At 62.9% G+C, this 23573-nt stretch carries 20 protein-coding genes and 5 pseudogenes; 13 read left to right on the top strand and 12 right to left on the bottom strand.

Going from position 1 to position 23573, the window contains the following annotated elements:
- Nucleotides 1-1040 precede the first annotated feature (1040 nt).
- Nucleotides 1041-2288: a group II intron reverse transcriptase/maturase gene (gene ltrA / locus AC1DQ3_RS14700; RefSeq protein WP_477120914.1), complete on the top strand. Its 1248-nt coding sequence runs from the start codon at nucleotides 1041-1043 to the stop codon at nucleotides 2286-2288.
- Between the two features lie 191 nt (nucleotides 2289-2479).
- On the opposite strand, the pseudogene AC1DQ3_RS14695 reads toward ltrA, so the two are convergent.
- The 3 genes and pseudogenes from AC1DQ3_RS14695 to AC1DQ3_RS14685 form a co-directional block, all read right to left on the bottom strand.
- Nucleotides 2480-2923: pseudogene (locus AC1DQ3_RS14695) on the bottom strand (Tn3 family transposase); the annotation flags it as partial.
- Nucleotides 2924-3319: 396 nt separating this feature from the next.
- Entirely contained in the window at nucleotides 3320-4843 is a 1524-nt protein-coding gene (locus AC1DQ3_RS14690; protein WP_477120913.1) for an amidase, read from the bottom strand.
- Nucleotides 4844-4901: 58 nt separating this feature from the next.
- Nucleotides 4902-5897, bottom strand: a complete 996-nt coding sequence (locus AC1DQ3_RS14685) for a Bug family tripartite tricarboxylate transporter substrate binding protein (protein WP_477120912.1) — start codon at nucleotides 5895-5897, stop codon at nucleotides 4902-4904.
- 173 nt (nucleotides 5898-6070) lie between these two features.
- Here AC1DQ3_RS14685 and AC1DQ3_RS14680 point away from each other — a divergent pair, with 173 nt between their 5' ends.
- From AC1DQ3_RS14680 to AC1DQ3_RS14665, 4 genes and pseudogenes are all read left to right on the top strand, one after another.
- The gene (locus AC1DQ3_RS14680) at nucleotides 6071-6979 is read left to right on the top strand and encodes a LysR family transcriptional regulator (protein WP_477120911.1); all 909 of its coding nucleotides are present in this window, start codon (nucleotides 6071-6073) and stop codon (nucleotides 6977-6979) included.
- Between the two features lie 131 nt (nucleotides 6980-7110).
- Nucleotides 7111-7461, top strand: a complete 351-nt coding sequence (locus AC1DQ3_RS14675; RefSeq protein ID WP_477120910.1) for a RidA family protein — start codon at nucleotides 7111-7113, stop codon at nucleotides 7459-7461.
- Between the two features lie 16 nt (nucleotides 7462-7477).
- On the top strand, nucleotides 7478-8719 hold the full coding sequence (locus AC1DQ3_RS14670) for an NAD(P)/FAD-dependent oxidoreductase (RefSeq protein ID WP_477120909.1): 1242 nt from the start codon (nucleotides 7478-7480) through the stop codon (nucleotides 8717-8719).
- A 6-nt stretch (nucleotides 8720-8725) separates the two neighbouring features.
- A pseudogene (locus AC1DQ3_RS14665) lies at nucleotides 8726-8863 on the top strand (aldehyde dehydrogenase family protein); the annotation flags it as partial.
- Between the two features lie 218 nt (nucleotides 8864-9081).
- Here AC1DQ3_RS14665 and AC1DQ3_RS14660 read toward each other — a convergent pair.
- A complete protein-coding gene (locus AC1DQ3_RS14660) occupies nucleotides 9082-9765 on the bottom strand; it encodes an IS4 family transposase (protein WP_477120908.1) in 684 nt (227 codons plus the stop codon).
- Nucleotides 9728-10276: a transposase domain-containing protein gene (locus AC1DQ3_RS14655; RefSeq protein WP_477120907.1), complete on the bottom strand. Its 549-nt coding sequence runs from the start codon at nucleotides 10274-10276 to the stop codon at nucleotides 9728-9730. Before AC1DQ3_RS14655 ends, AC1DQ3_RS14660 begins: the two co-directional genes overlap by 38 nt.
- 142 nt (nucleotides 10277-10418) lie before the next feature.
- Here AC1DQ3_RS14655 and AC1DQ3_RS14650 point away from each other — a divergent pair, with 142 nt between their 5' ends.
- The 5 genes from AC1DQ3_RS14650 to AC1DQ3_RS14630 all read left to right on the top strand — a co-directional run bounded on the left by AC1DQ3_RS14650 (nucleotide 10419) and on the right by AC1DQ3_RS14630 (nucleotide 14377).
- On the top strand, nucleotides 10419-10712 hold the full coding sequence (locus tag AC1DQ3_RS14650) for a BrnT family toxin (RefSeq protein WP_477120906.1): 294 nt from the start codon (nucleotides 10419-10421) through the stop codon (nucleotides 10710-10712).
- Complete coding sequence (locus AC1DQ3_RS14645; RefSeq protein WP_267601041.1) at nucleotides 10696-10965, top strand: BrnA antitoxin family protein; 270 nt, start codon at nucleotides 10696-10698, stop codon at nucleotides 10963-10965. The genes AC1DQ3_RS14650 and AC1DQ3_RS14645 overlap by 17 nt, the downstream gene beginning before the upstream one ends.
- Complete coding sequence (locus AC1DQ3_RS14640; RefSeq protein WP_477120905.1) at nucleotides 10962-11174, top strand: hypothetical protein; 213 nt, start codon at nucleotides 10962-10964, stop codon at nucleotides 11172-11174. Before AC1DQ3_RS14645 ends, AC1DQ3_RS14640 begins: the two co-directional genes overlap by 4 nt.
- Nucleotides 11175-12591: 1417 nt before the next feature.
- The gene (locus AC1DQ3_RS14635; protein ID WP_477120904.1) at nucleotides 12592-12993 is read left to right on the top strand and encodes a helix-turn-helix domain-containing protein; all 402 of its coding nucleotides are present in this window, start codon (nucleotides 12592-12594) and stop codon (nucleotides 12991-12993) included.
- Nucleotides 12983-14377, top strand: coding sequence for a type II toxin-antitoxin system HipA family toxin (locus AC1DQ3_RS14630; RefSeq protein WP_477120903.1), 1395 nt, complete (start codon nucleotides 12983-12985; stop codon nucleotides 14375-14377). Before AC1DQ3_RS14635 ends, AC1DQ3_RS14630 begins: the two co-directional genes overlap by 11 nt.
- Here the strand turns inward: AC1DQ3_RS14630 and AC1DQ3_RS14625 are convergent.
- A complete protein-coding gene (locus AC1DQ3_RS14625) occupies nucleotides 14365-14604 on the bottom strand; it encodes a hypothetical protein (protein WP_477120902.1) in 240 nt (79 codons plus the stop codon). The genes AC1DQ3_RS14630 and AC1DQ3_RS14625 overlap by 13 nt on opposite strands.
- Nucleotides 14605-14798: 194 nt before the next feature.
- A pseudogene (locus tag AC1DQ3_RS14620) lies at nucleotides 14799-15950 on the bottom strand (Tn3 family transposase); the annotation flags it as partial.
- A gap of 354 nt (nucleotides 15951-16304) precedes the next feature.
- On the opposite strand from AC1DQ3_RS14620, the pseudogene AC1DQ3_RS14615 reads away from it, so the two are divergent.
- From AC1DQ3_RS14615 to AC1DQ3_RS14605, 3 genes and pseudogenes are all read left to right on the top strand, one after another.
- A pseudogene (locus tag AC1DQ3_RS14615) lies at nucleotides 16305-16439 on the top strand (acetaldehyde dehydrogenase); the annotation flags it as partial.
- Nucleotides 16440-17034: 595 nt separating this feature from the next.
- Nucleotides 17035-17598 carry a hypothetical protein gene (locus AC1DQ3_RS14610; RefSeq protein WP_477120901.1) on the top strand — a complete coding sequence of 188 codons (564 nt, stop codon included), beginning with the start codon at nucleotides 17035-17037 and terminating at the stop codon, nucleotides 17596-17598.
- Between the two features lie 246 nt (nucleotides 17599-17844).
- Nucleotides 17845-18096, top strand: a complete 252-nt coding sequence (locus tag AC1DQ3_RS14605; protein ID WP_477120900.1) for an H-NS histone family protein — start codon at nucleotides 17845-17847, stop codon at nucleotides 18094-18096.
- 184 nt (nucleotides 18097-18280) lie between these two features.
- Here AC1DQ3_RS14605 and AC1DQ3_RS14600 read toward each other — a convergent pair.
- The 5 genes and pseudogenes from AC1DQ3_RS14600 to AC1DQ3_RS14580 form a co-directional block, all read right to left on the bottom strand.
- Nucleotides 18281-18921, bottom strand: a pseudogene (locus tag AC1DQ3_RS14600) (IS6 family transposase).
- 114 nt (nucleotides 18922-19035) lie between these two features.
- On the bottom strand, nucleotides 19036-19872 hold the full coding sequence (locus AC1DQ3_RS14595) for an alpha/beta hydrolase (protein ID WP_477120899.1): 837 nt from the start codon (nucleotides 19870-19872) through the stop codon (nucleotides 19036-19038).
- Between the two features lie 12 nt (nucleotides 19873-19884).
- On the bottom strand, nucleotides 19885-21222 hold the full coding sequence (locus tag AC1DQ3_RS14590; protein WP_477120898.1) for an MFS transporter: 1338 nt from the start codon (nucleotides 21220-21222) through the stop codon (nucleotides 19885-19887).
- 107 nt (nucleotides 21223-21329) lie between these two features.
- Nucleotides 21330-21782 (bottom strand): cupin domain-containing protein, encoded by a 453-nt coding sequence (locus AC1DQ3_RS14585; protein WP_477120897.1) that lies wholly within the window; start codon nucleotides 21780-21782, stop codon nucleotides 21330-21332.
- Nucleotides 21772-23469: an alkaline phosphatase family protein gene (locus tag AC1DQ3_RS14580; RefSeq protein WP_477120896.1), complete on the bottom strand. Its 1698-nt coding sequence runs from the start codon at nucleotides 23467-23469 to the stop codon at nucleotides 21772-21774. The genes AC1DQ3_RS14585 and AC1DQ3_RS14580 overlap by 11 nt, the downstream gene beginning before the upstream one ends.
- Between the last annotated feature and the right edge of the window lie 104 nt (nucleotides 23470-23573).

The raw sequence follows: 23573 nt of genomic DNA, 5'->3' as shown, positions 1-23573 counted from the left end.
GCCAACCTGGCCATCGCCTGCCCGAATAGCGCCGGTGGGAATTGTGATCCCGCGTACCCCAATCGCCTTTTCGAGAGGATCCTCTCCATTCCGGGCGCGCCCGCGCAGGTCCGTCTGCGGTCTCGGGGACAGTCTAATGCTGGGACGCGGCGCCCATGTGGATCGCTACCGCGCGCTGGTACTCCATGAGGAAGCCGCGGGCCAGGGGATTTCATCGGCCGCGATGAACGCAGCAGTGGCGTGGGACGATTATCCCGGACAGAGCAGGGAGAATTTGCCACCGGTCGACTAATTAAGGCGGCCCATTTCTATGGCCTCGTTGCGGCCGGCGGGATTGTTCACGCGACGGCGCGACTGGCTCTCCTGCATCTGCATGGGCGACACTCCGCCGCCGATGCCAATCACGGATTTTCGCTTCTGCGAAAAGCAGCGAAGCGCGGCGATGCGGCGGCCCGGGCAGCGCTTCAGGAGATTGGGGTAGCTTTGATTTCGGTGCAATGTGTGCCAAGAACGTGAGCATCAGATGACCGATGCCTGCGATGCTTTATCGAAGATGAGGGACGGCCCCTCGAAGTCGGCTTGCGGGAGCAGGCTTCAAACCGCCACAAGCTGCGTGGGTAAAGAGCCGTCGTGGTGAGCGTTGTTGGAAAAGTCGGGGGCAACCCCGGCAGGTGGGAGTCAAAGAGACGAACGCGAGTGAACCGCTGATGACGTGTCGTAAAAATCATAATCGATGTCAAAACCGGGGGGATTGCACGCTCCGGGACAAGTTTGGGCGATGCCTGCTGACGGCCCAATCGGCATCCGGCATAAAGGTGGCGTGACTTTGATTCAGGCTTCGATAAGGAACTTGGGAACCTGTCGTCCCGATGCGAAGGGAGAAATCCAAGCGGAAGGCCTCCGCAAGGATGAGAGTACCGATGCGGGGCACAGGGGCGGAGACGTCCGTAGTAGGGTTGAAGGTCCTGTAATGGGGCTGGACCGAAGGGGCGTCATCGTCTGGCTTTATGCTGCGGGCAACCCGCAAGGGGAGGACCCGCATGGATAAGGCAAAACCGTTTTGTATTTCCAAACGTGAGGTGTGGGAAGCGTATCAGCAGGTGAGGGCCAACCGTGGGGCGGCGGGCGCGGATGGGCAGTCGATGAAGGAATTCGAGGCGGATTTGAAGAACAATCTGTATCGGATCTGGAATCGGATGTCCTCTGGCAGCTACATGCCGCCGCCGGTGCTGCGGGTTGACATACCCAAAGCGGGAGGTGCGGGTACGAGGCCGTTGGGGATACCCACGATCTCTGATCGCATCGCGCAGACGGTGGTCAAGCGATATCTGGAGCCGCTCGTGGAACCCGTGTTTCACCGCGACTCATACGGCTATCGTCCCGGACGGTCGGCGCATCAGGCGCTCAACGTGGCTCGGCAGCGATGCTGGGAGTACGAGTGGGTGCTCGACCTCGACATCAAGAACTTCTTCGGCAGTATCGATTGGGAATTGATGATGCGAGCGGTGCGTCGCCACACGGATTGCGCGTGGGTGCTGCTGTATATCGAGCGCTGGCTCAAGGCGCCCGTGCAAATGCCTGACGGGACTGTGGTGCACCCGGACAAGGGCACGCCGCAAGGCGGTGTCGTCAGTCCGGTGCTGGCTAACCTGTTTCTCCACTATGCGTTCGACCGGTGGATGCGGAAGCATCACCCGGACGTGCCATTCGAGCGTTATGCTGATGACGTCATCTGTCATTGCAAGAGCGAAGCGCAGGCGCGACGGCTTCAGCAGGGGCTTGAGATGCGGCTGGCCGAATGCAAGCTGGATCCGCATCCGGAAAAGACCAAAATCGTGTACTGCAAGCAGGCCAACCGGCAGGCAAGCTATCCGATCTGTCGGTTCGACTTTCTGGGCTATACGTTCAGACCGCGAAGTGTCAGGAATCGGGCGGGCAAGTTGTCGGTCGGCTTCTTGCCTGCGGTCAGCAACAAGGCTGCGAAGGCGATGCGGCAGGAGTTGCGTCGCCGCAGTGTGTTGCACCGCCATGACCTGAGTCTGACTGAGTTGGCGGACCGAACACGTCCGACATTGCTGGGTTGGATTCAGTACTACGGTCGATTTTATCGGTCTGCGCTGGGGCAAGTGCTGCTTGCGGTCGATGCCGCGCTGGTCCGCTGGGCCCAAAGGAAATACAAACACCTCCGCGCTCGGAAGGTGCGTGCAGCGGCATGGCTGAAAGACGTCAAGTCTCGGCAGCCAGGCTTATTTGCGCACTGGGCCATGGAAACCACGGTTGGACAATAGGAGCCGGATGAATCGAGAGGTTCATGTCCGGATCTGTGAGGGCGTGAGGGTGCGATTCCCTTGCGCTACTCGACTTGCGACGGTTCGCAAGCCCAGCATCAGCGCGGACGGTTTCTCGTAAGCTGTTGATTAATAGAGGATTTCTGTTGGGCCATCGATCAACCGCAAACGGCGTCATTGCGAGCTCGATTTCAGCCCGCAGCGCTTGTTTTGGGTGCAGTTTGTGACGGCAGTAGTTGTCCGACGTAGCGCTCCACTGAGAAGCGGAAGACGCCCCGGAGATTGATGCCCTCTAGCCGTGTTGGGGCGATTCGCCCGAACGACTCGGGTGGCACGGGCTGCCGTCGGCTCACTTGCCGATCGAGCACTGTCTGCATCTGAGCGGTATTCCACGCCATCACGATGTTAGCCAGCAAGCTTAGCGCGTCGGCGTCGTCGGCGCGCCTAGCCTGCGTGGGTGCGACTCGGCCTGTATAGATCGCCCGCTTTAGCGAGTTGACCGCCTCGCCGCGATTAAGCGCGCGTAACAGCTCACGCCGGAACCCGGCATCGACGAAGTAGTCGGCAAGGAACGCGGTGCGCAGCAGCTTGCCTAGCTGCACGCCGGCGTCATAGATAGGGTCGCCCCGCGCGGCCAGCGCCAGCAGGAGTTCACAATCGCGTCCGAACCGTTTGCCAAAGCGCTGCGGCTTGGCGGATGGAACAGTACCGAAGTCCGAAATCTGCGCCTGGCATGGGCCGACAGCGAACTGAGTGCCGGGCACCCCTAACAGGCGCTGGAAGCTATCGAACCGCTTGCCTCGCAGACGGAGTTCGCCAGTGACAGCGAGGTGCAGTCACGCGTCGAACAGGCTAAGCGCGGCATCGAGGCGGGACAGAAGCGAGGGAGTCAATCTGATTCATCCTGACTATATGTGCTGCGGTTCGCTTTCCCCGCAGACCTTGTGCCGCGTTCGCGAAAAGACCTGCCTGTGAAGGCCGACCGCGTTCCGTGATCGCACGCGGCGGTCGGGGTGAGGGGAGGTTGCCGCTTACACCGCTGAGACGCCGCTCGCTTGCGTCGCTGCGCCGAAGATCGGCGGCGCAGTGACGATAGAACGAAGCGCGGGCTCGGCAGGCCTGAGCGCGGCGAGGTCGGGAACGGGACGGCGCAATGCTGCCGATGCGGCAAACGCCGTTTCCATCGCCTGGGCCACGCCCAGGGTTTCACCGTCGCCCCGGAACCGGCCGGTCACCTGCAGGCCGAACGGCATGCCGAGGTCGTCGGTGCCGCAGGGCAGCGAGATGGCAGGGTGCGTAGTCAGGGTCACGACATACGTCAGGGCCAGCCAGCGGTAGTAGTTCTCCTGTTTCTCGCCGTTGATGGTATCCGCGTACAGACTGGTCCACGGGAACGGCGAGACCGGCGTGGTGGGCGACAGGATGACGTCGTAGTCCCGATAGGCCTGCTGGAAGCGCTGCAGGATGCGGTTCTGCTCGGCCTGCGCCCACGCGCTATCGGCCAGCGACATCTTCGCGCCCATCTCGTAGTTCGCACGGGTGTTGGGGCCGAGGCTGGCGGGATCGCGCTGGTAGGCCTCGTGCATGCCGGCGACGAAGCTCTCGGCGCGCAGCACGTCGAAGCAGCGGTGCACATCGCCCAGGTCAAAGGTCACCTCATCGCACTGCTTGAACAAATGCCGCATCGCAGCAATCTTCGCGCGGAACACGCGGCGGATACCGTCGTCCACCGCGCAGCAGCCGAAGTCCTCCGTCCAGCCGACCCGCAAGGCCGACAGGTCCACGCGTGCCGGCGAGAGGAAAGCGGCCGGATTTACCTCGTAGCTCAGCGGATCGGTGACCGATACACCCGCAGAAGCCGCGAGCTGCAGGCAGGCATCGGCGACTGTGCGGCCCATTGGGCCGACCACGGAGATCGGGGTCCAGCCCAGCAGCTTGCGCGAGTTGGGTACGATGCCTGGCGAGGGCCGGAAGCCGACCACGCCGCACTTGGACGCGGGAATGCGCAGCGAGCCACCGGTGTCGGAGCCGGTGCAGACCGGCAGGAAATCGGCCGCCAGCGCGGCGGCCGAGCCGCCGGAGGACCCGCCCGCATTGAGGTTCGGGTTGAAGGGGTTGCCGGTCGCGCCCCAGACGGCGTTGCGGGAGTTCGCGCCGGCGCCCATTTCCGGGATGTTGGTCTTGGCAACGACGATGGCGCCGGCCGACCGCAGCCGTGCTACCAGCACGTTGTCCTCGGTGGGTAGATGCCCGCGAAACAGCGGCGAGCCGTAGGTGGTGAGCAGCCCCGCGGTTGCCTCCAGGTCCTTGACGCCAAGCGGCAGTCCGTGCAGCAGGCCGAGTGATTCGCCGCGCATGACCCCCTGCTCGGCGGCCCGGGCTTCCGTGCGTGCCCGCTCGTAGCAGGTCCCCGTGATCGCGTTGATGGCCGGGTTGTAGGTTTCGATGCGGGAAATGCACGCGTCCAGCAATTCGACCGGCGAGATTTCCTTGGTGCCGATCAGGCGGCGAAGTTCGACTGCGGAAGCCGAGGTCAGCTTGTCTTGCTCGTTCATGAAGTAGGGGTCTCCTCGGGCCGTTTCGTCCTGGAACCGGCGGCCCGCGTCTGGAAGGTCAATCGAGCTTGATATTGGCGCGTTGCGCGATGGCGCGCATCTGCGGCATTTCCTTTTCGATCATGCTGGTGACTTGCTTGCCCGGCGCGTAGAAGGGCTCGATGCCGTTGTCAGCCAGTTTCTTGCGCGTAGCCGGATCGGCGATGGCCTCGGCCAGCGCCTTCTCCAGCTTTGCCTTGACTTCGGGCGGCAGGCCTCGCGGCGCGACGAGCGCGATCCAGGTGCTGGTGTCCATGCCGGGATAGCCACTTTCCGCCACGGTCGGCACGTTCGGCAGCAGCGACGAGCGCTTGGCCGTGGTGACTGCGATAGCCTTGATCTTGCCGGATTTGAGTTGCGGGATGGCCGCGGCCACGGTGTCCACGCTGAAGGGGATCTGGCCGCCGATCAGGTCGGTCATGGCCGGAGAGCTGCCCTTGTAGGGCACATGGAGCATCTTGATGCCGGTGAGGTTCAGGAGCGCTTCGCCGGCGAAATGCGCGGTCGTGCCGGCGCCGAACGAGCCGTAGGAGTACTTGCCGGGGTCTGCCTTTGCCGCGGCGACGAACTCCTTGAGGGTGTTGACGGGAACGTCGTGGTTCGCGAGCAGTATCAGGCCAGTCGAGCCGATCAGGCCGATCGGCTCGAAGCTCTTCTGCGGGTCATAGGGGAGCCGCGGGTAGACAGCGGGGTTGACCGTGAACGTGGTGCCGGAAGTCGCCATCAGCGTGTAGCCGTCCGGCGCGGACTTTGCGACATAACTCGCGCCGACGACGGTGCCGGCGCCGGGACGGTTGTCGACTATCACGGTCTGGCCAAGCCGTTCTCCCAGTTTCTGGCCGACCACGCGGCCAACGACATCGGTGGCGCCGCCTGGCGGAAACGGCAGGACAAGCTGGATCGGTTTCGACGGGTAGCTTCCCTGCGCGGCGGCGAGGGCTGGCGCCAGGCCAGCCCCGGCGGCAAGGCTGCAGGCCATGAGGAGGGACAAGACGTGGCGGGCAGGGGATCGCATATTGATGCTCCGGCAGGATGGGTAAGCGACGCGCGACAGTGGTGCGTCGAGTAACACCTTCATCGTACGATCAAGTCGGAATGAAATCGTAGCAATGTTTAGAACTATTGATTGCCAAATCGGCAATCCGTAGAATTGACCGCATCCCCGTTCATTTGCGCCGAGGCGCCCCCATGTCCTACCGCATCCTGCAGGAAACCGCCGTGCGTTACTTTCTCGAGGTGGTGCGCACCGGCACGGTCAAGGACGCTGCCCTGAAGCTGAACGTCGCGCCGTCGGCGGTGAGCCGGCAAATCGCCAAGCTAGAAAGCGAGCTCGATACCCTGCTGTTCGACCGGCGGGCGAGGGGGCTGGTCCCCAATGCGGCAGGAGAGCTGCTGGCGGCACACGCCAAGCGCACGCAACAGGACATCGACCGCGTGGCGGGCGATATCCAGGCGCTGCGCGGCTTGCGCGTGGGGCGGGTGCGGCTGGCGAGCGTGGAGGGCATCGCGCACGAATTCATTCCGATGCTGGCGGCGAGCTTCAGGGAAAAGTACGTCGGGATCCGCTTCGACCTCGACGTCTGCCCGCAAGGCGACATTGCCCGGCGTATCCGCGACGGCGAGGCCGACGTGGGTATCACGCTGAGCGGGCTTCCCGAGCCGGAGATCGAAGTGGAACTGCGTCATCCGGCCCCCGTGCTCGCCATCATGGCGCCCGACCATCCGCTGGCTGGACAGCGCCAGATTTCGCTGTCGCAGGTCGTCGAATATCCGCTAGCGCTGCCGCCCAAGGACAGCTCGCTGCGGCAGTTGCTCGACACCAGCTGCAGTCGCCAGGGCCTGCGCTACCAGACCGTCTTTTCCAGCAACCATCTGGACTCACTGGCCGGATTCGCGGTAGCGGGGGGCGGTGTCATCACTTTCTACGGCGAACTTTCCGTGCGGGGCCGCCTGAAGGCCGGCACCGTCGCCGCCGTGCCGTTGCGCGACCGGGAGCTGAACGAGCGCTATATCGAGATCCAGACCCTGGCCAAGCGAAACCTGCCGCCGGCAGGGCGGGCCTTCGTCCAGCACCTGGCGGAGGCCATCACGGCGTGAGCGATGAATGATTGCCTTATCGGCAATCATTTATTCGATTAATTGCTCGCGAGGCATATTCCGTTTAGCCGGGCCAGCGTGGAGAATCGGGGGCAGGGATTCTCTCCCTCCTGCTACCCTTCCGGCTCGCCATGACCCAGATCGCAAACCTGCCCTTTTCCAAAATCCGCATCAGCAACGGCCTCGCCTTCCTCTCCGGCGAGTTGCCGCTCGAGGCCAACGGCAGCATTCCCGAGGGCATCGAGGCCCAGACGCACCTGGTGCTCGCGCGGATCGCGGCCACGCTTGAAGAGGCCGGCCTGACGCTCGGCGATGTGGTCTCGGCAACGGTCTATCTCACCGACAAGACGGATTTCGCGGGGTTCAACCAGGCGTATCGCGAGCATTTCCAGGATCCACTGCCGGTCCGCACCACGGTCTGCTGCGACCTGGTGCTGCCGGCCCGCCTCGAAATCTCGGTGGTCGCCGCGATCCGCTCCTGAACCACGGACTACCGGCATGACAACGGACATCGTGGTACTTGGCGCCGGCATGGTCGGCGTGTGCACGGCAGTCGCGCTGCGCCAGCGCGGGCATGCGGTCGTGCTGGTCGACCGGCAGGCGCCCGGCAGGGAAACGTCGTATGGCAACGCGGGCATCATCCAGCGCGAAGCGGTTCAACCCTATGCTTTTCCACGCGAATGGATGGCCGTCCTTCGCGTGATCAGCCGCCAGGGCAACGATGTCCACTACCACCCTGGCGCGCTCGCGGGCCTGCTGCCGACGCTGGCCCGCTACTGGCGCGAGTCGGCGCCCAAGCGGTATGCGGGCACGGTGACAGCCTACAGCGCGCTGATTCGCCACTGCCTCACCGAGCACGACCGGCTGATCGCGCTGGCCGGCGCGCAGGACCTCGTGCGCAAGTCGGGGTGGCTGCAGGCTTATCGCAGCAGCTCGCCATTCGACCATGCGGCGCGCGCCGCGAGCGCGGTCGCGCGCGAGCACGGACTCGATTGCCGGATCCTCGACCGGGCCGGGCTTGCCGCTGCCGAACCAGCGCTGCACGGGACGATGGCCGGTGCGATCCACTGGCGTGATCCCTGGACCATTGCCGACCCCGGTGAGCTGGTGAACCGCTACGTCACGCTCTTCGAGAAAGAAGGCGGCATCATCCGCCGCGGCGACGCCACCACGCTCAAGCCAGCCGGCACCGGCTGGACCGTGGCAACGGAAGACGGCCCGCTCACGGCGGCGCATGCCGTGATTGCGCTAGGCCCGTGGGCACCGGCTGTGACGAAGCCGCTCGGCTATCGTTTTCCGCTTTTCGTGAAGCGCGGATACCACCGCCACTATGCGGTCGAATCGATGCCGAACCTGCCGCTGCTGGATGCCGAGAACGGCCTTATGCTGGCACCGATGACGCGCGGCTTGCGCCTGACCACGGGTGCTGAGTTCGCGCACCACGAAGCGCCGCCGACGCCCATTCAGTTGCAGCGTGCCGAACACTACGCCCGCGAGTTGGTGCGGCTGGGCGCGCCGGTGGAGAACACCCCCTGGCTCGGCGCCCGGCCGTGCGTCACCGACATGAAGCCCATCGTCGGCAGGGCGCCACGCCATCGCGGGCTGTGGTTCAACTTCGGGCACGCCCATCAAGGCTTCACGCTTGGCCCCGTCACGGCGCGGCTGATCGCTGAACTGGTCGAGGGCGAAGCGCCCTATATCGATCCCCTCCCGTACGACCCGATCCGCTTCGGGCGCTGACACGCAGGCATCAATACCGGTGTGATCTCCTCGGCGGTGGCACCATTCGGCGGCGTCAAGGAATCGGGGCTGGGCCGCGAAGGTTCACACCACGGCATCGACGAGTTCCTGGAATCGCAGACCCTGCATTTCGAGATCGGCTGATACCGGCTTGAAACCATGCACTATGGCTTAGGCCCAATACTGTTCACTTCACAACCATTTTGGTGACGATTCGCTGATTCAGCGGCTCGGATCGCTGCCGGATTCGGAAATTCGACATCTTTCGTTTCACACCGCGGGGATTGCGCTTGCCGCGGCTTTGCACCGCGCGGCCGCTGGCGAGTTCGCGCAGCAGGCTTTGTTTCCAGCTTTGCCACTGCTCAGGGGGAAATAGCCGCCGCCTCGGGCAGGCGTCGGTTGAGCACACGCACGGCATGAACAAAGGATAAGTCTTCGGGTCGCTGCCCGCTGTCCTGTGCCGCTTCGTACATCAGTCGACGAATCGCCGCGTGCGTGAGCATTAGTGCATAGAACTCCTGACGTACCAGATCAGGCGTCTTGCTGCGCAGCACCTTCTTTCCATCGCACAGATGTGTCTTGATCTCGTCGAACATCTCCTCGATCTTCCAGCGCCGATGGTACAGCGCCGCCAGCTCGATGGCAGGTGCCAGCGCCGGGTCCAGCAGATTGGTGATCAGGCGATACTGCGGCTCAGCGTCAGGCACGCCTTCCAGGCGATACTCGATGACCCGCACCCGCATGCCGTTGCGCTGGTGTCGCCGGTCGGTGTCGCTGGCATAGACGGTGCTCAGGTACGAACCGTCTGCCAGCGGCACTTCGCACGGCAGTCGCACATTCGACTTCACGCGCCACAGCAGCTTCGCTCCGGTCGCTACCGCCTCGCGCCACATGTCATAGCCGTAGAACAGGCGATCGGCCAGCACCAGCATCTCGCTCGAAAACGCCGGAAACAGCTGCCGCGTGAGCGCCTGTTCGCTGTCCTCGCGTACCCCGCCCATCTGCACCTCACACAGCGCGCGTCGCACATTCGGCCAGCGCCACAAAGCGGATCTGCGGATACGCGCCTTCGCCGCGCCCGCCCTGGGCATACCCGAACGCCTGCGCATTGACCTGTTCATCGGGCACATCCAGCGTCGAGCCATCCACGCTCATGACCCGATAGCCCGCATAGTCGCCGCCTGCAGTTCGTGGGCGTTGCGCTGCCTGTCTGGCGAACAGCTCGCGCATCACCTGCCAGCCCAGCCGTGTCCGCCCCTGCGAGATCGCCGCCTTGCTGACCTGCGCATCGCGCACCTGATCGCCGTAGATGCGCCGCAGCCCCTCGATCACCAGCCGAAACACTTCCTCATAGGCCACGCGCGGATACAGGCACATCGCCATCACGAAATACACCAGCACTTCCCGCGGCATATCCCGGCGCAGACGCGTCTGCACACCGCACTTCACGAGCGCCTCCTTGACCTGCCCCAGGGAGCAGTTCAGCGCCAAATACCCCACCGCCAGATGGTCCGCGAGCCTCGCACCGCCGGGCAGCGTTGCCTCCGTTCTTGCCATCCTTCAAGCTCTTCTTGTTGTTGCAGAGGCTTGAAAGTTAACACAAATTCGAATTTGTTAACAGTATTGAGGCTAGCTGGAACACCAGCAACTTTGACCTGCATGTAGAAGTGAACTACAATTCTGTAACTACAGAGATGGGGTGACAGTTTTGTATTCTTGGGATCACAATAAGGCCGCGACCAACCTAGCCAAACACGGGGTGAGCTTCGAAGTTGCGCAGCTCGTGTTCGAGGATCCCTACCATCTTAGCCATCAGAATCGGATCGAGAACGGCGAAGAGCGCTGGCAGACGCTCGGCATGGTCGAAGGTGTGGTGCTGCTGCTGGTGGCCCACACCTGGTCACAGGACGATAGCGGAGAGGAGCACATCCGCATCATATCGGCGCGACGCGCCACCAAGTTGGAAAGGAAAATCTATGAGCAAGGTGCCTGAAAAAGTTCGCAAGGAGCTCGCCGCGTTGGCTGCAAAGCCTGAGGCCGAGATCGACCTCTCCGACATGCCGGAGACGACCTCCGCGCAGTGGCTGGACGCGGAGCGGGGCAAGTTCTATCGCCCGATCAAGCAGCAGCTCACGGTTCGGCTCGACTCCGACATCCTGGCCTGGCTGAAGGGGCAGGGCGATGGCTACCAGACCCGCATGAATGCCATCCTGCGTGCTGAGATGATCAAGAGCGGCCGGCGGTGATTGCTCTGACGCAGGCCCAGATCGACGTCGCCGTCCGCGGCGACGCGATCCTGAAGCAGATCCAGCTGGCGCGGCCGGACGTGGACCGCGAGCTGCTCCTGATGCAGGCCCGTATGGCCGCCGGGGTCTCCCCGACCCAGACGCTGCTCGACGTTTTGGAGGAGTACCGAGACTTGGTCATCCGAGCAGAACCGCTCCCCTGGGGGTAGAACGCGAGACGTCAGAGGTGACGCCAAGCCGCCGCCAGCAAGGTACCAGCGCTCATCCAGTAGATCCATCCGAGCCGCGCGTTGGCCTTCTCAATGCCGGCCCGCAGTTGGCGGAGGGCGCACCAAAGCGGGGGCAGACGACCGGATCGCTGCCGAGAGGCCAATGATGCACCTACAATGCGCGCATGGCTTCCGATCGTGGGCCGGCGATCTCCGTCCTTCAACAGGTTCCGAAAATTCCTAGAAACAAATACTAATGATTAGCATTTAAATTCTCAAATGCCGCGAAGTGATGCCCTCGCGCTGTGGGGTTTTCTTGACGGACGTGCAATGCGGCGATGGCGCGGCAAGGAGGGGCCGAGGAGGCAGCGCAGCGGAAGGCGCTCCTAGGCGCCATGGAGGCGATGGCGGAAAAGGTACTTCGCTCACACAAACGAAAGTGTGGCGAAGCGAGGCGTGCCGAGGAAAGACAATGCCGCCCGGTGCTCAGAACCCGGGTCTGTCAGTCGGATGGCCTCGGCGGAGCGCCAGGCGGTGTCTTGTCGCGGCTGTAGCACTTTGGGTAATGCGCGAGAATCGGAGGCACCGCCACGTGGGTGCTCGTGTTCGCTGGCTGATCGGACAGGGCCGCTGCCCCGGCGAGGAGAAGCTGGCTCCCTTTAACGAGTGGCAATTTGTGCAGCAAATTGCTGCACAGTTGTGCTTAGCACCCATCGCGCGACAACCCAATCAATCAGATCAAAGCGCCTAATTGTTTACATGTATTGTTACGTGACAACCATAACATGATGAATGGCACACTACAAAGTGGCATTTGGTTATCTATACGGCACATTTTTGTGCATGTTGCCCCCAAATGATGGGCAGCCAGGATTCATAAACGTTGGCAATCCGTAGGGTTGCGACCGAACGTCGCGTGTTTCAGCGGTGGCCGTGTTTTGCAGCTCTGATTGAGCCTCCCGGCTGCGCTGTATCGTCAACGCTCTGGGTAACAGGCCCCCTTTGCATACTGTAAAAAGGTGCTTGCGGTTACCTGAAGGTGACCGACACGCAGGTCCAGCCAGGTGGGTTCATGAGCGCAGCCTCAATGAATCTGAATGTAGACCAGATCAACGCCGTCAATGATGCGTTTCATGATGGCAATGATTAAGAGGTTTTCCCCGATGGCGCCATTCTGGGTAGAAGACAAAGGCATATAAATATGCCTTATTTAGCATTTTGTGGTGCGGCACTAGTGAGACTCTCGTCGAAAATGTCGACTATAGTGAGCACCAAAGTAGGTGCCGGGCAGTCTCACCTACTTTGCTGCTCAAACTTTGTGCAAGGCAAAAATGAGAACTAAAGTAGGATAAATACAAGTTATCCTACTTCGTTGCGCTATTCATCTTGACTTGCCAGAGCAGTAAAGTATGATGAATTGACGAATCCCTACTTTGTTGCCATGAAAAGCCTGTTGGAAATCGCCTCTTTCCTACGAGAGAGGCTCAAGACGAACAATCTGACGCAGCGCGAGCTCGGCGAGCAAGCTGGATTGGCTCGGCGCACGCTCACGGGCGTGCTTAGCGGGGAAAATGACTACAAGGTCACTACTCTGATGTCGGTGCTCGACCGCCTCGGATACGAATTGGCCATCGTACCCAAGGGTGCAGCTGCAGGGCTCTCGGTCGAGGCCTCCTTCACTCCGACCAAACCTACTGTGGAAACTGTCGTTCAGGCGGCCCGTAACAGGCTAATGAACATGGAAGAGAAGAATCGTATTGCTCGTGGTGTCTCTGCTTGGAAAATCGCCAAATCGCGAAAGGCCGACAATGAACGTTAGAGCACTCGGCATTTTCATTGGACAGGAGCGGCGCGTTGGCGTGCTGTTCCAGTACACGTTGGGCGATTCGCAAGTCGTCAATCGATTTGTAGCAGATGATGCATTTAGCGCTTTTGCGCATGCACCGACTCTCTCCCTGTCGATGAGAGCCGCCGACCCCGCCACGCAGAAGGCTCTCTGGGCAGACATCGGCTCGACCCTATTCAACGGTGTATACAGCCCAGCCAACGGCTGGCTGTTGCCCGCTTTCTTCCAGAATCTGCTCCCCGAAGGGGTATTCCGCGACCATGTCGCAGAGCAACGCAAATGCGATCCCAAGGACCATTTCGAGTTGCTAGCGGCCTGCGGGCTCGACCTGCCGGGAAATGTCTACGCACGCCCGCTCGAGCTGACGCGCGATGAACTCGCGCACTACGTCACGCAAGATGCCGACTCCCTCGAGATGTCAGTGACGGCCGAGCCGATGGAAGATGGCGTGTCTCTATCTGGCGTTCAGCCGAAGGTCGGTGTCATTTACGAAGGTGGCCGCTATGTAGGCCGTACAAAGATGGATGCCACGCACATCATCGCGAAATTGCCGGTGGTTGCGCAACCTATGCTGCCCGAGCTCGAAGACCTTTCGCTGCGGCTCGCTGCCGCGGCAGGGGCGTCAGTTACAGAGGCTCGCCTGGAGCCACTGGAAAAGCTAGCGGTAGAGCACGGCTACGATTTGGGAGACGCCGACAAGAAGACCAACTTCCTTGCCGTGATTCGATACGACCGGGCTCCCGGCAAAATGCGCATCCACAGCGAAGATTTTGCCCAAGTTCTCGGCGTAGCCCCGGAGCAGAAGTACGTGGGTGCTACCTACCTGGATGTCGCCTCCGTCCTGATGGCCGCCCCATCGCTCGGCGAGGTAACGGTGCACGAACTGCTTCGTCGATTGGTCATCAACGAGATGCTGGGCAACCCGGACATGCATCTGAAGAACATCGGTCTCTGGTACCGGGACGGCATCACGCCGGAACTGCCACCGGCCTACGACATCGTCGCGTACGCCGCCTACAACAAGCGCATCGGGCATGCGTTGCACATCCTGCCGCCGGAACTAATGGCGAAACCCAAGAAGGATGAGGCACACGGGCGGGCAGCCAAGCCGAGCATCAGCCCCGCAATCATTCGCACGTTCTGCGGGGAACTGGGCATCCCGGAAAAACCAGCATCCAAGGTCGTTCGCGACACTGTGGCCAACGCGGTCGAGAAATGGCCCCTGATGATTGCCGAGTCGTTGCTCACCGAGCAGCAGAAGGACCGGTTACTCGCGCATTTTAAGAGCCATCTTCTGGTGGAGTCGCTTACGCGTCGACATGGCTCGCGTGGCGCGGAAGCGCCTCAGCTTCGGTGACGCCAAATCGATAGGCTGTCGAGCCTTAATTTAGGCCTACAGCCGCCGATGGCGTGTACCGCACCGATCATCACCTGGCTGTCTGCCAGAGTCAGGCCACACTCGGCTGCGACCCGCGCGAGATCGTGGCGGCGCACGTGCGCCGACTGGAAGCCGGGGTAATCGTACTTTTCGTGCAAAATCTGGCGGTTTCCCTGAAAGCCTTTGTCGGCAAGGTTTTCCGGCAAGCCCACACCTGCTGGTCGCTGCGAATGAGAGGAGGGCGTAACATATCTGCCCGCGATTCAGATCGCGCCATCTCGATGGGGGCAAGAGATGCCGGGCTTGGGATTTCGCTATGTGGGAAGTGACCAGTTGCCGATGCGGCTGCCGGAATTGGGGTCTGAGGCGCAATGGAACGGAAAACCGGGTTAAGCATTCATCATGAGTCGCTGTCTGCCGGATCGCGCAAGGGCCGCAACTCACCCTTAGCCACCGCTTCCGGCACCGAGAACGAATACCGCCCCAGCATATTAATGTGCTCGTGCAGTAGCGGCGAGAGCCGCGCCACATCTTCGTCATTCACCGGATAACCTTCCGCTCGCAGTTGATTCAAGACCGCCTCCATGTAGATGATGTTCCACAACACGATCATGTTGAGCACCAGGTCGAGCGCGCCAATTGGTCTTCCTGGCCCTCCCGATAATGCTGCCGCAGCTCGCCACGCTTGCCGTGGAACACGGCGCGGGCGACGCTGTGGCGCCCTTCACCCCGGTTGAGCTGGGTCAACGTACCCCGGCGCTTGGCCTCGTCGTCGATGTAGGTCAGCGTGTGCACTGTCTTGTCGATGCGGCCATACTCAGCAATGGCTTGAGCCAGCCGCGTCGGCCGGTCTCCCACCTGGAGCGTACGCATGATGCCGGCGGCCGATACGCGGCCAAGCTTGAGCGAACCGACCAGCCGCAGCATGTCATCCCAATGAGGCACAATTTTTTGCAAGCTGAGGTGGTGCGCCGAGATTGGATTGAGCTGGCCGTAGTCGGCCTGTGGATCGATCCGCCAGAAGCGCGTGCCGCCCACATCGGCGAGGCGCGGGACGGAGGTAGTTCTGGTCCACCCAGGACAGCCGGTCGCGCTTGAGCGCCGACATATCACCGCGAATCAGCGGTTCCAACCCGGTATTGCAAGCTTCCGCCATTAGTACCGCGCACAGGCTGACATGCAAGTCGGCAGCGCGAGCGGTACGCTCGGAGATGTGGGAGAAGGCGTCGGTGAAGCCGGTACGCGCGGCAATCTCCAGGATCAGCCCCGGCAGGTTTACGCGTGGCAGCATGCCAGCCACCTTTTCACGCAATGCGACCAGCGAGGCCGGTTCCTCAAGCTTGTCGAACGGACTGAGCACAAGCTCGTGCTTGTCGCCGGTTATCTCGAAGCGAACCGCTGGGTTGTCGGGCAGCCTAGCTGCTACGGCGCGATAAGTGCGGTCCAGCTCGGCGGCCATGGCGGTCAGCGTCGGTTCGGGGTTGGCCGATAGTCCCAGCGTCCGGCAGATGATCGGGCGGTTGGCTTCCCATTCGGGACCGTCGAGCAAGCCGCTGCGAGGATCGGCATAGCGCCAACTCGGCGCCACGAACACGTCGCGCCGTTTCAGCGCGGTCTGTAGTTCCTCCAGTATGCAGAAGGTATAGGCGCGAAGACCGACGGCGCCATCGTCTCGGAGAACATGTCGCTGCCAGGACTTGCCGACGACGTCGAGCGGAGCGTCGTTGCTGGGCTTCTTCCGCATCATGTTGGCCCGCAGCCAATCGAAGGCGGCGACGACCGGTTTGCCGGCGGCATTCGCGCCGAAGTAAGGGCCGGCAGCAATGCGCCAGCCAAGGAGGCTCAATTGGTGACAAGAAAACTCAAGGTCGCGATCATCGGATCGGGCAATATCGGCACGGACCTGATGATCAAGATCCTGCGCCATGGCAAGCACCTCGAAATGGGCGCGATGGTCGGCATTGATCCGGCCTCCGACGGTCTGGCGCGCGCTGCCCGCATGGGTGTGCCGACCACGCATGAAGGTGTGGAAGGGCTGATCAGAGATCAACCTCGACGGCGGCGGTCGGATCCTGTTCGCATCCACCGCGATAGACATGATTTAGTGAGGCGGCATACGGTTGGGACATGGTGCCGTTTCATTTCGTTGGGCGTTTGTTTGGGTACGGGTATCTGGCCTTGCATTGCTTACCAGCAACACCGCTCCACCTGGACGTACTCGCCGGAGCACTCCGGACTGGTGTGCAAGCCCGTCATCCTGCTCGTAGCCCGTGAGCAGTTTCTCTCGTACTATCTGCAGGGACCCCCAAGTTTCCGCCGGCCACAGGCCGCGCTCCGCGCTAGCCGGACGGCGCCCCCGGCAGGCCAAGCTGAGGTCCATCCAAAGCGACGGACTCAAGGTCGGCAACGGTGGACGGCCGGGACGGCCGACAACTTACCGGCCGAGGCGGCTGTTCCAGTGACCGCACGTTGCAAGTGGCCGTTGATCGCGCGAGGAGGCGAAGGGCCGAAGTGGGTCGTTTGCGGTCGGTAAAAATTTCGGATTATTTTCGCCGATTTCCCCTTGTTCCGCAGGTTTTTGCGTGTACAAGTCTGCCGAATTAGTGACAATGACTTAACCCGGTTTTTCCGTTCCATTGCACCTCAGACCCCGGGAACTGGAAGCGGAGCGCCAGGCCCACGTCGCCGCGCGGGCGCGCCAGGAGGAGGGTCTGTGCCAGATCGAGGCGCTGGAGCGGCAACTGGGCGAGATGCATACGCAGTTCTCGGCGGACCTGGAACGCACCCGCGAGCAGGTGGTGGTGGCACAGGAGCGCGCCAGCGCCACCGAGCGCCGCGCGCTGCGCGAAATCGACCAGGAGCGCACGCTGCGGCAGAAGGCCGAGCAGGCGGTCGCGGACCAGCGCACCGTGCTGGCGGCCATGCAGGCGAGGGCGCAAGACGCCGCCGTGGCCGCCGCGGAGGCGCGGGTGCGACTGCAGGCCGAGCGCGATACGCTTAGCCTGCAACTGGCGGCGGCCGAGCAGGCGCTCGGCCGAGGGCTGGCGGCACAAGACGGGCTGCGGGCCGAATTGGAAGCGGCGCTGCGGCAGGCCGAGCGCGCACAAGTCGAAGCCACCGCGTCGCGCCGTTTGGCAACGACCAGGCGCCAGGTGCCAGCGACCAAGACCAAGTTGAAGTTCAAGGCGGGGCCGGCCTGAGGAGGGGAGGGGGCGAGGATTTGTCCACCGCACGCGGGGACAAGCCTGTGGACAAGCCGCGCGGGGGCAGACAGCCGACGGCCTCTGCGGTTTTGATTAAAATTTAAGCAGAGAGGGTGGCCACGTCGTCCTGTCGGCGCTGATTCTCACAGCAACCACCACCTGGAACAACCTGAAGTCCAACACTCCCTACCAGACGGCACCACGCGGGATCCGGCGCCGCCCCAAATTCCATTCACCTACACCATGTCGATCGAAATCGAGCGCTCGCAAGCGATTACCTGGATCCGCATCCAGATGGCCCAGCACGGGCTGACCCTGGCCGACCTGCAAGCCGGCGGCTGCTTTGCCGAGCCGCCGCCAACCCCAACGCCAGGAGCGGTGCGCTACCGCAATGCGCACGGGCAGGGCTGGGACGGGCGCGGCACCATGCCGGACTGGCTGCAGCGGGCGATCCACGCCGGGCAGACGGTGGAACATTTCCTCGTCGATTCGTAGAGATCAGTCGCTTGTTGACATAGTGACTACTCCCGTACGACAATTACCTATCCCGCCCTTGGCAGTAAGCCGTCCCAACCATCCTGGACGCGCCGACCCCTAGGGCGTTTTGCGTTCCTGGGCCACTGTTCGGCTCTGGTGCAAATTACGGGCGCGAGCGAAAAACGGCGTATTCGCCGTTACATCATCGTGCTGAAAGGACTGCCTTCCAAACAGCAGGCGCAGTGGTATCTTTGAGGCGCAACTTTGTGAGGTTGAACTGCCCTTTTCGAATGCGATGCATCAGCTCGATGCCGGAGATCGTAAAGACCGCATTCCTGAAGCGTTTGAAGCCGAGCATCGCATTGATCCTGGACTTGATGTTGCGATGATCCTGCTCGATCAAGTTGTTCAAGTACTTCGACGATCGCAACGTCGTGTCCTCGGGCAGCAACTCGTCCGTCTTCATTTCGCGCACCGCGCGGCGAGACGCCGCGTAGCCGTCCAGCGTGATGGTTTTCGGAGCGAGCCCTTGACTCTTGATCGCCTTCGCGAAGAAGGCCTTGGCTGCAGCGACATCGCGCTTGGCGCTGTCTCGTCGACCCGCCATGAACGACCAGCGGATCTCGCAAACCGATCCCAGCGCTTCACGAACTCCGGCGTGAAGCGTTTGACCCAGCGCATGATCGTCGTGTGCGCTAGCGACAGGCCGCGCTCGGCCATCATTTCAACGAGGTCTCGAAGGCTGAGCTTGTAACGCCGGTACCAACGCACGCACAGGACGATGACTTCGCGATCGAAGTGTCGCCCGTTGAACAGCCAGTCGATGGCTCTCAGCGTACTCATTGCGGGCTCGCGCTTGTCAAAAACAAGAGCGTAACCCATCGGCTCCTCTGATTTGCACCAGAGCCGGCAATTGTTTCGTTCGACGTCTTTCCTGCATTCAGGATTCCATTCAGCTCAAAAAATCACCTTCTCGAACAGATCAGTGACCCTGCTGAACAAGGCGCTGTCTGGTTCCGTGAACTGCTGCAGCAGGCTGAAATGGTCGGCACCCTGTGCGATCTCCAGTGCAGCATCATTGCCGGCCTGCTGCCAGCCCTCGCACATGCGCCGGCTCTGTTCGATGAATGCCGGCGTCTCGTCCGCGCCTACGGCAAACAAGGCCGCAGGACAGCCCGGCTTCAGCCGGTGCAGTGGCGAGTGCTTCGCCGCGCTTGCGGCGTCCAGCAGCAAGTTCCGGTTCAGCGAGGTGCCGACCAGCGGGACGAGGTCATAGATGCCGCTGAGTGCCACGACGCCCGCGATGGCGGGCGCATGCGTCTGTGCCCCATCTGCTTGTGCCAGTGCCAGTTCGACTGCGATATGGCCACCGGCCGAATGCCCGGACAACACCAGCGGCAGCGCACGCCGAACGGGGGTGGCGTGAGCGACGATTGGCCCGATCGATGCGCTGGCGGCTTCAACCAGCGCGCCAAGTGAAACACCTGGGCACAGCGGATAGTTGATCAGCGCTACGTTCAGCCCGAGCCGGTTGAAGGCCGGCGCGATGAAGCGGAACGATGCCTTGTCCCTCGACTGCCAATAGCCGGCATGGAAGTAGGCGAGTGTCCCTCTCGGCTGGCCTGGCGCGGTAAAGAAGTCGAATGTCTGGCGTGGCGCAGGCCCATAGGCGAGGTCGAGCCGGCAGTTCCCGGTATGGATGGCTGCCGCGCTGCGTGCCTCGAATCCGGCGAGCAGCGCGGCAAAGGTTGGCCGGGATTGTCCGGCCACATACTGGAAATCAGCGTCGGTCATGAGGGTGATGGTTTAGTGCTGCTGCGATGACTCAGTCGCGTGCTGTTGCAACAGGGTAGCCGTGCGCTCCGGATTGATCAGCATCATAGCCGCAAGACCGGTAGCGAGCAGCAGCAGTCCGGTGAGCGAGAATGCACTGTTCAGGCCTTGCGCAAGCAGCGTCGTGTCACCCGTGCCGCCCCGGGATGCGACATAGCCGGCCCTCTGCACCAGCCAGCCGAACACGGCGGGCGACAGCACGCCGCCGATCGAGGCGACGCCGACCATGGTGGAGATGACGGCAGCCCGCTGGCCAGGATTCACGGCATAGGCAACCGCCGTCGGGGCCATCGGAAACACCAGGAATGCACCCCAGCCGACCGTCGTCAACGCCATCGCGAGCGGCCCGGACGTATGCGGCAGCCAGAGCAGGCATGCGCCGGACACCGCCAGCGAGGCGCCGAACAGGCCGGCCACGGCCACCCGGGCAGAGCCGCCGCTGCGCATGAGGTGGCGGCCGGCAAATCCCAGTACCACGAGCAGGATGGTGCCGAACAGCCAGGGCAGGGCGTACACCAGGCCGACCCGTGACGCTTCGACGCCGAGCACGCTGCCGATATACTGCGGCACCCAGGTGGTCATGGCACCCTGCGCCCAGAAGCAGGAAAACCCCGCCAGCGTGGCAGCCAGCCACATCCTGCCGCCGAACACGCGCCGCAGCGGCACGGACTTGAGCTTCTCGGTGGCCGAGCTTGCCACATGTCCGCCCTCGCTGGCGCCGTGGCCGCTCCGGTAAGGACCGTCCTTGCCGATGCAGGCCCAGCCGATGCCCCATGCGATGCCGGCGATGCCGAGCAAGCCGAAGGCCCAGCGCCAGCCCAGCGCCGGCGAGGCGATGACCCAGGACAGCACCGGCGCGGCGATGGCGGCACCGATGGTCGGCCCGATGGCGATCAGGTTGCTGGGCAGGGCGCGGTCTTCGGCGGGGAACCAGCTGTGTGTGGCGTGCAAGGCAACCGGCAGCGCGGGCCCCTCGCCGGCACCCAGGATGATCCGGCAGACGAGCAGCACGGTGACGCTGCCGCCGGCCACGATCGGGAACTGGACTGCGGCCCAGATCAGCGTCAGCGCCAGGATCAGCCAGCGGCTCGACACGCGGTTGGCCAGGAAGCCGACCACGATCGCACTCAGGCTGAACAGGAAGAAGAAGCTGCTGCCGATGAACCCGAACTCGACCGGCGTCAGTCCCAGCTCGGCCATCGCTGGCCTGGCTACCAGGCCAAGCACGGCCTTGTCGGCGAAGTTCAGCACCATGAAGAGCGTGAGCATCGCCGTGACGCCCCAGGCCTTGCGCCGCGTCGCGGCTGCCATATTTATCGTGCCAACCGCGACACCGTTATTTGCCAAGGTATTCATCGCATCGAACCTCTGGTTATCAAGCCTGGGTGACGTCCATACCTGCTGCGTGGGTTGGCGTGCTAGGCCGCGGCCGAGACCGGGGGGAAGAACACGACATCGTAATCGCGCGCGACCCGCATCACCTCTACCGGGCTCGACATGTTGTGGATGCGGCGGTAGAGTTCAAGCAGCTTGCCGGCAGGCGCGGCCCAGAACAGGGCCGTGACGGGTTTGCCTGAGTTGTTGAAGAATGCGTGTGGAACGCCGCGTGGCATGCGTACCAGGTCGCCTGTGCTGGCCGAAGTCTTGCTGTCGCCGAGCAGCAGGTCGATCTGCCCGTCGAGCACGAAAATGTATTCATCCTGGTGCGGATGCACGTGCGGGGGCACGAAAGTCTCCACCGGAAAGGTGGCGTGCCAGGCAATGCTGTCGTCGCTCACTTGCTTGGGCACGTAGACCTGTCCGAGGATATTCCACGATACACCGTCGATACCCGTCTGGGTGCGCGTGACGTCGGGCGTTTCAGTCATCATTTTCGACTCCTTGGGGATGCGTCAGCCGGTCCAGCGTGGGCTTGACCAGCGGGTTGGTGGATGCGAAGCGCGGCTTGAAGGACTGGCGTGCCTGTGCAAGGTCTGCTTCGTCCCAGTAACCGATCAGGATGCCGCCTTCGGAGATGCGCGGCTGGATCTCGGTGGATTCGATGGTGCCGTCGGCGATGGTGACGCGCTGACGCGGCTGCCGTGCCCAGCGGAACAGGGCCTCGTGCAGCCGCGCGCGCACGGCTGCGTGCTCCGGGTGGTCGGATGCGCCGAGATCGTCGAACTCGTTCGGGTCGGTGGCCAGGTCGAACAGCATCGGCCGGTAGTGCTCGAACAGCACGTACTTCCAGCGGCCGTCGGAGATCATGCGCATCCATGCATCGCGCGGCCTGGTGCCGAGCGCGATGCGCGAGTCCTGGAATGCGAAGTCGTATTCGCAGACGACATGCTCGCGCCAGTCGGCAGGGTGCTGACCGAACAGCAGCGGGCGCAGCGAACGGCCGTCGATGACGTGCGGCACCGCCTCGCCACCGTAGACGTCGAGGAAGGTTGGGGCCAGGTCGACTGCCTCGACCAGTGCGCCGCAGCGTGTGCCGCGTGTGGCATCGGCGCGGGTGTCGGGGTCGTAGATGATCAGCGGGGCGCGGATGACGGGTTCGTGGAACAGGTCTTTTTCGCCCATCCAGTGGTCGCCCAGGTAGTCGCCGTGGTCGCTGGTGAAGACGATCATGGTCGAGTCCATCAGGCCGCGCGCTTCGAGAAAGGCGAACAGGACGCCCAACTGGTCGTCGATCTGCTTGATCAGGCCCATGTAGCCCGGCATCACTGCGTCGCGCACGCCGTCCTGCGAGAAGGTGCGCGACACCCGGTGGTCCATCATGGCCGCATAGACCGGGTGCGGCTTGTGGCGCTCGGCTTCCGAGCGGACCACCGGCAGCGCATCCTCCGGCTGGTACATGCTGGCATAGGGCTCGGGAACGATGTAGGGCCAGTGCGGCTTGATATAGGACAGGTGCAGGCACCACGGCTGGTCGTCGGCATCGCGGATAAAATCCATTGCGCGCCGGGTGATATAGGGGGTTTCGGAGTGCTCGTCGGGCACGCGCGCCGGCCGGTTTGAATACTTGAGGAACCAGCCCGAGCGGAGGGTGCCGTCGTCGTCGACGGTCGAGTTGGCCCAGTTTTCCCAGGGGTTATCGCCCTCGAAGCCCTGCTCGCGCAGATAGGCGCTGTAGGCCGGGTCAGGATCGTGGCCCGAATACGGGTGGATGCCATCGTCGCGCTCGTACGGGTCGAAGCCGCATTCGGCAATACGCACGCCGATCTGCGACGCGGGGTCGATGCCCAGGCGCGACATGCCGGCCAGGTCGGCACGCATATGAGTCTTGCCCACCAGCACCGAACGCACGCCCAGCGGCCGCAGGTGGTCGCCGATCGTTATCTCGCCGGCCTTGAGCGGCACGAAGTTCCAGCTCGCGCCGTGCGCATGCACATAGCGGCCGGTGTAGTAGCTCATGCGCGAAGGACCGCACACCGGTGACTGGACATAGGCACGGTCGAAGATCACGCCGCGCGCGGCCAGGCCGTCCAGGTTCGGAGTCTTCAGCGCAGGATGGCCGAAGCAGGACAGGTGGTCGGCGCGCAACTGGTCGCACATGATGAAGAGGATATTCTTCACTCGCTTTTGCAATTGACGCTCCCGAGGTGAGAGGAATGATGGCATCGGCGGCTGTCGCGCCACTGGGACAGCGTGGCTGGTTGCCGACGATGCCGGGTTCGACA

This window comes from Cupriavidus sp. 01T418 (assembly GCF_056398885.1).
Note: the sequence above shows the minus strand (reverse complement) of the source record. Positions and strands in the feature narration are given on the sequence as shown.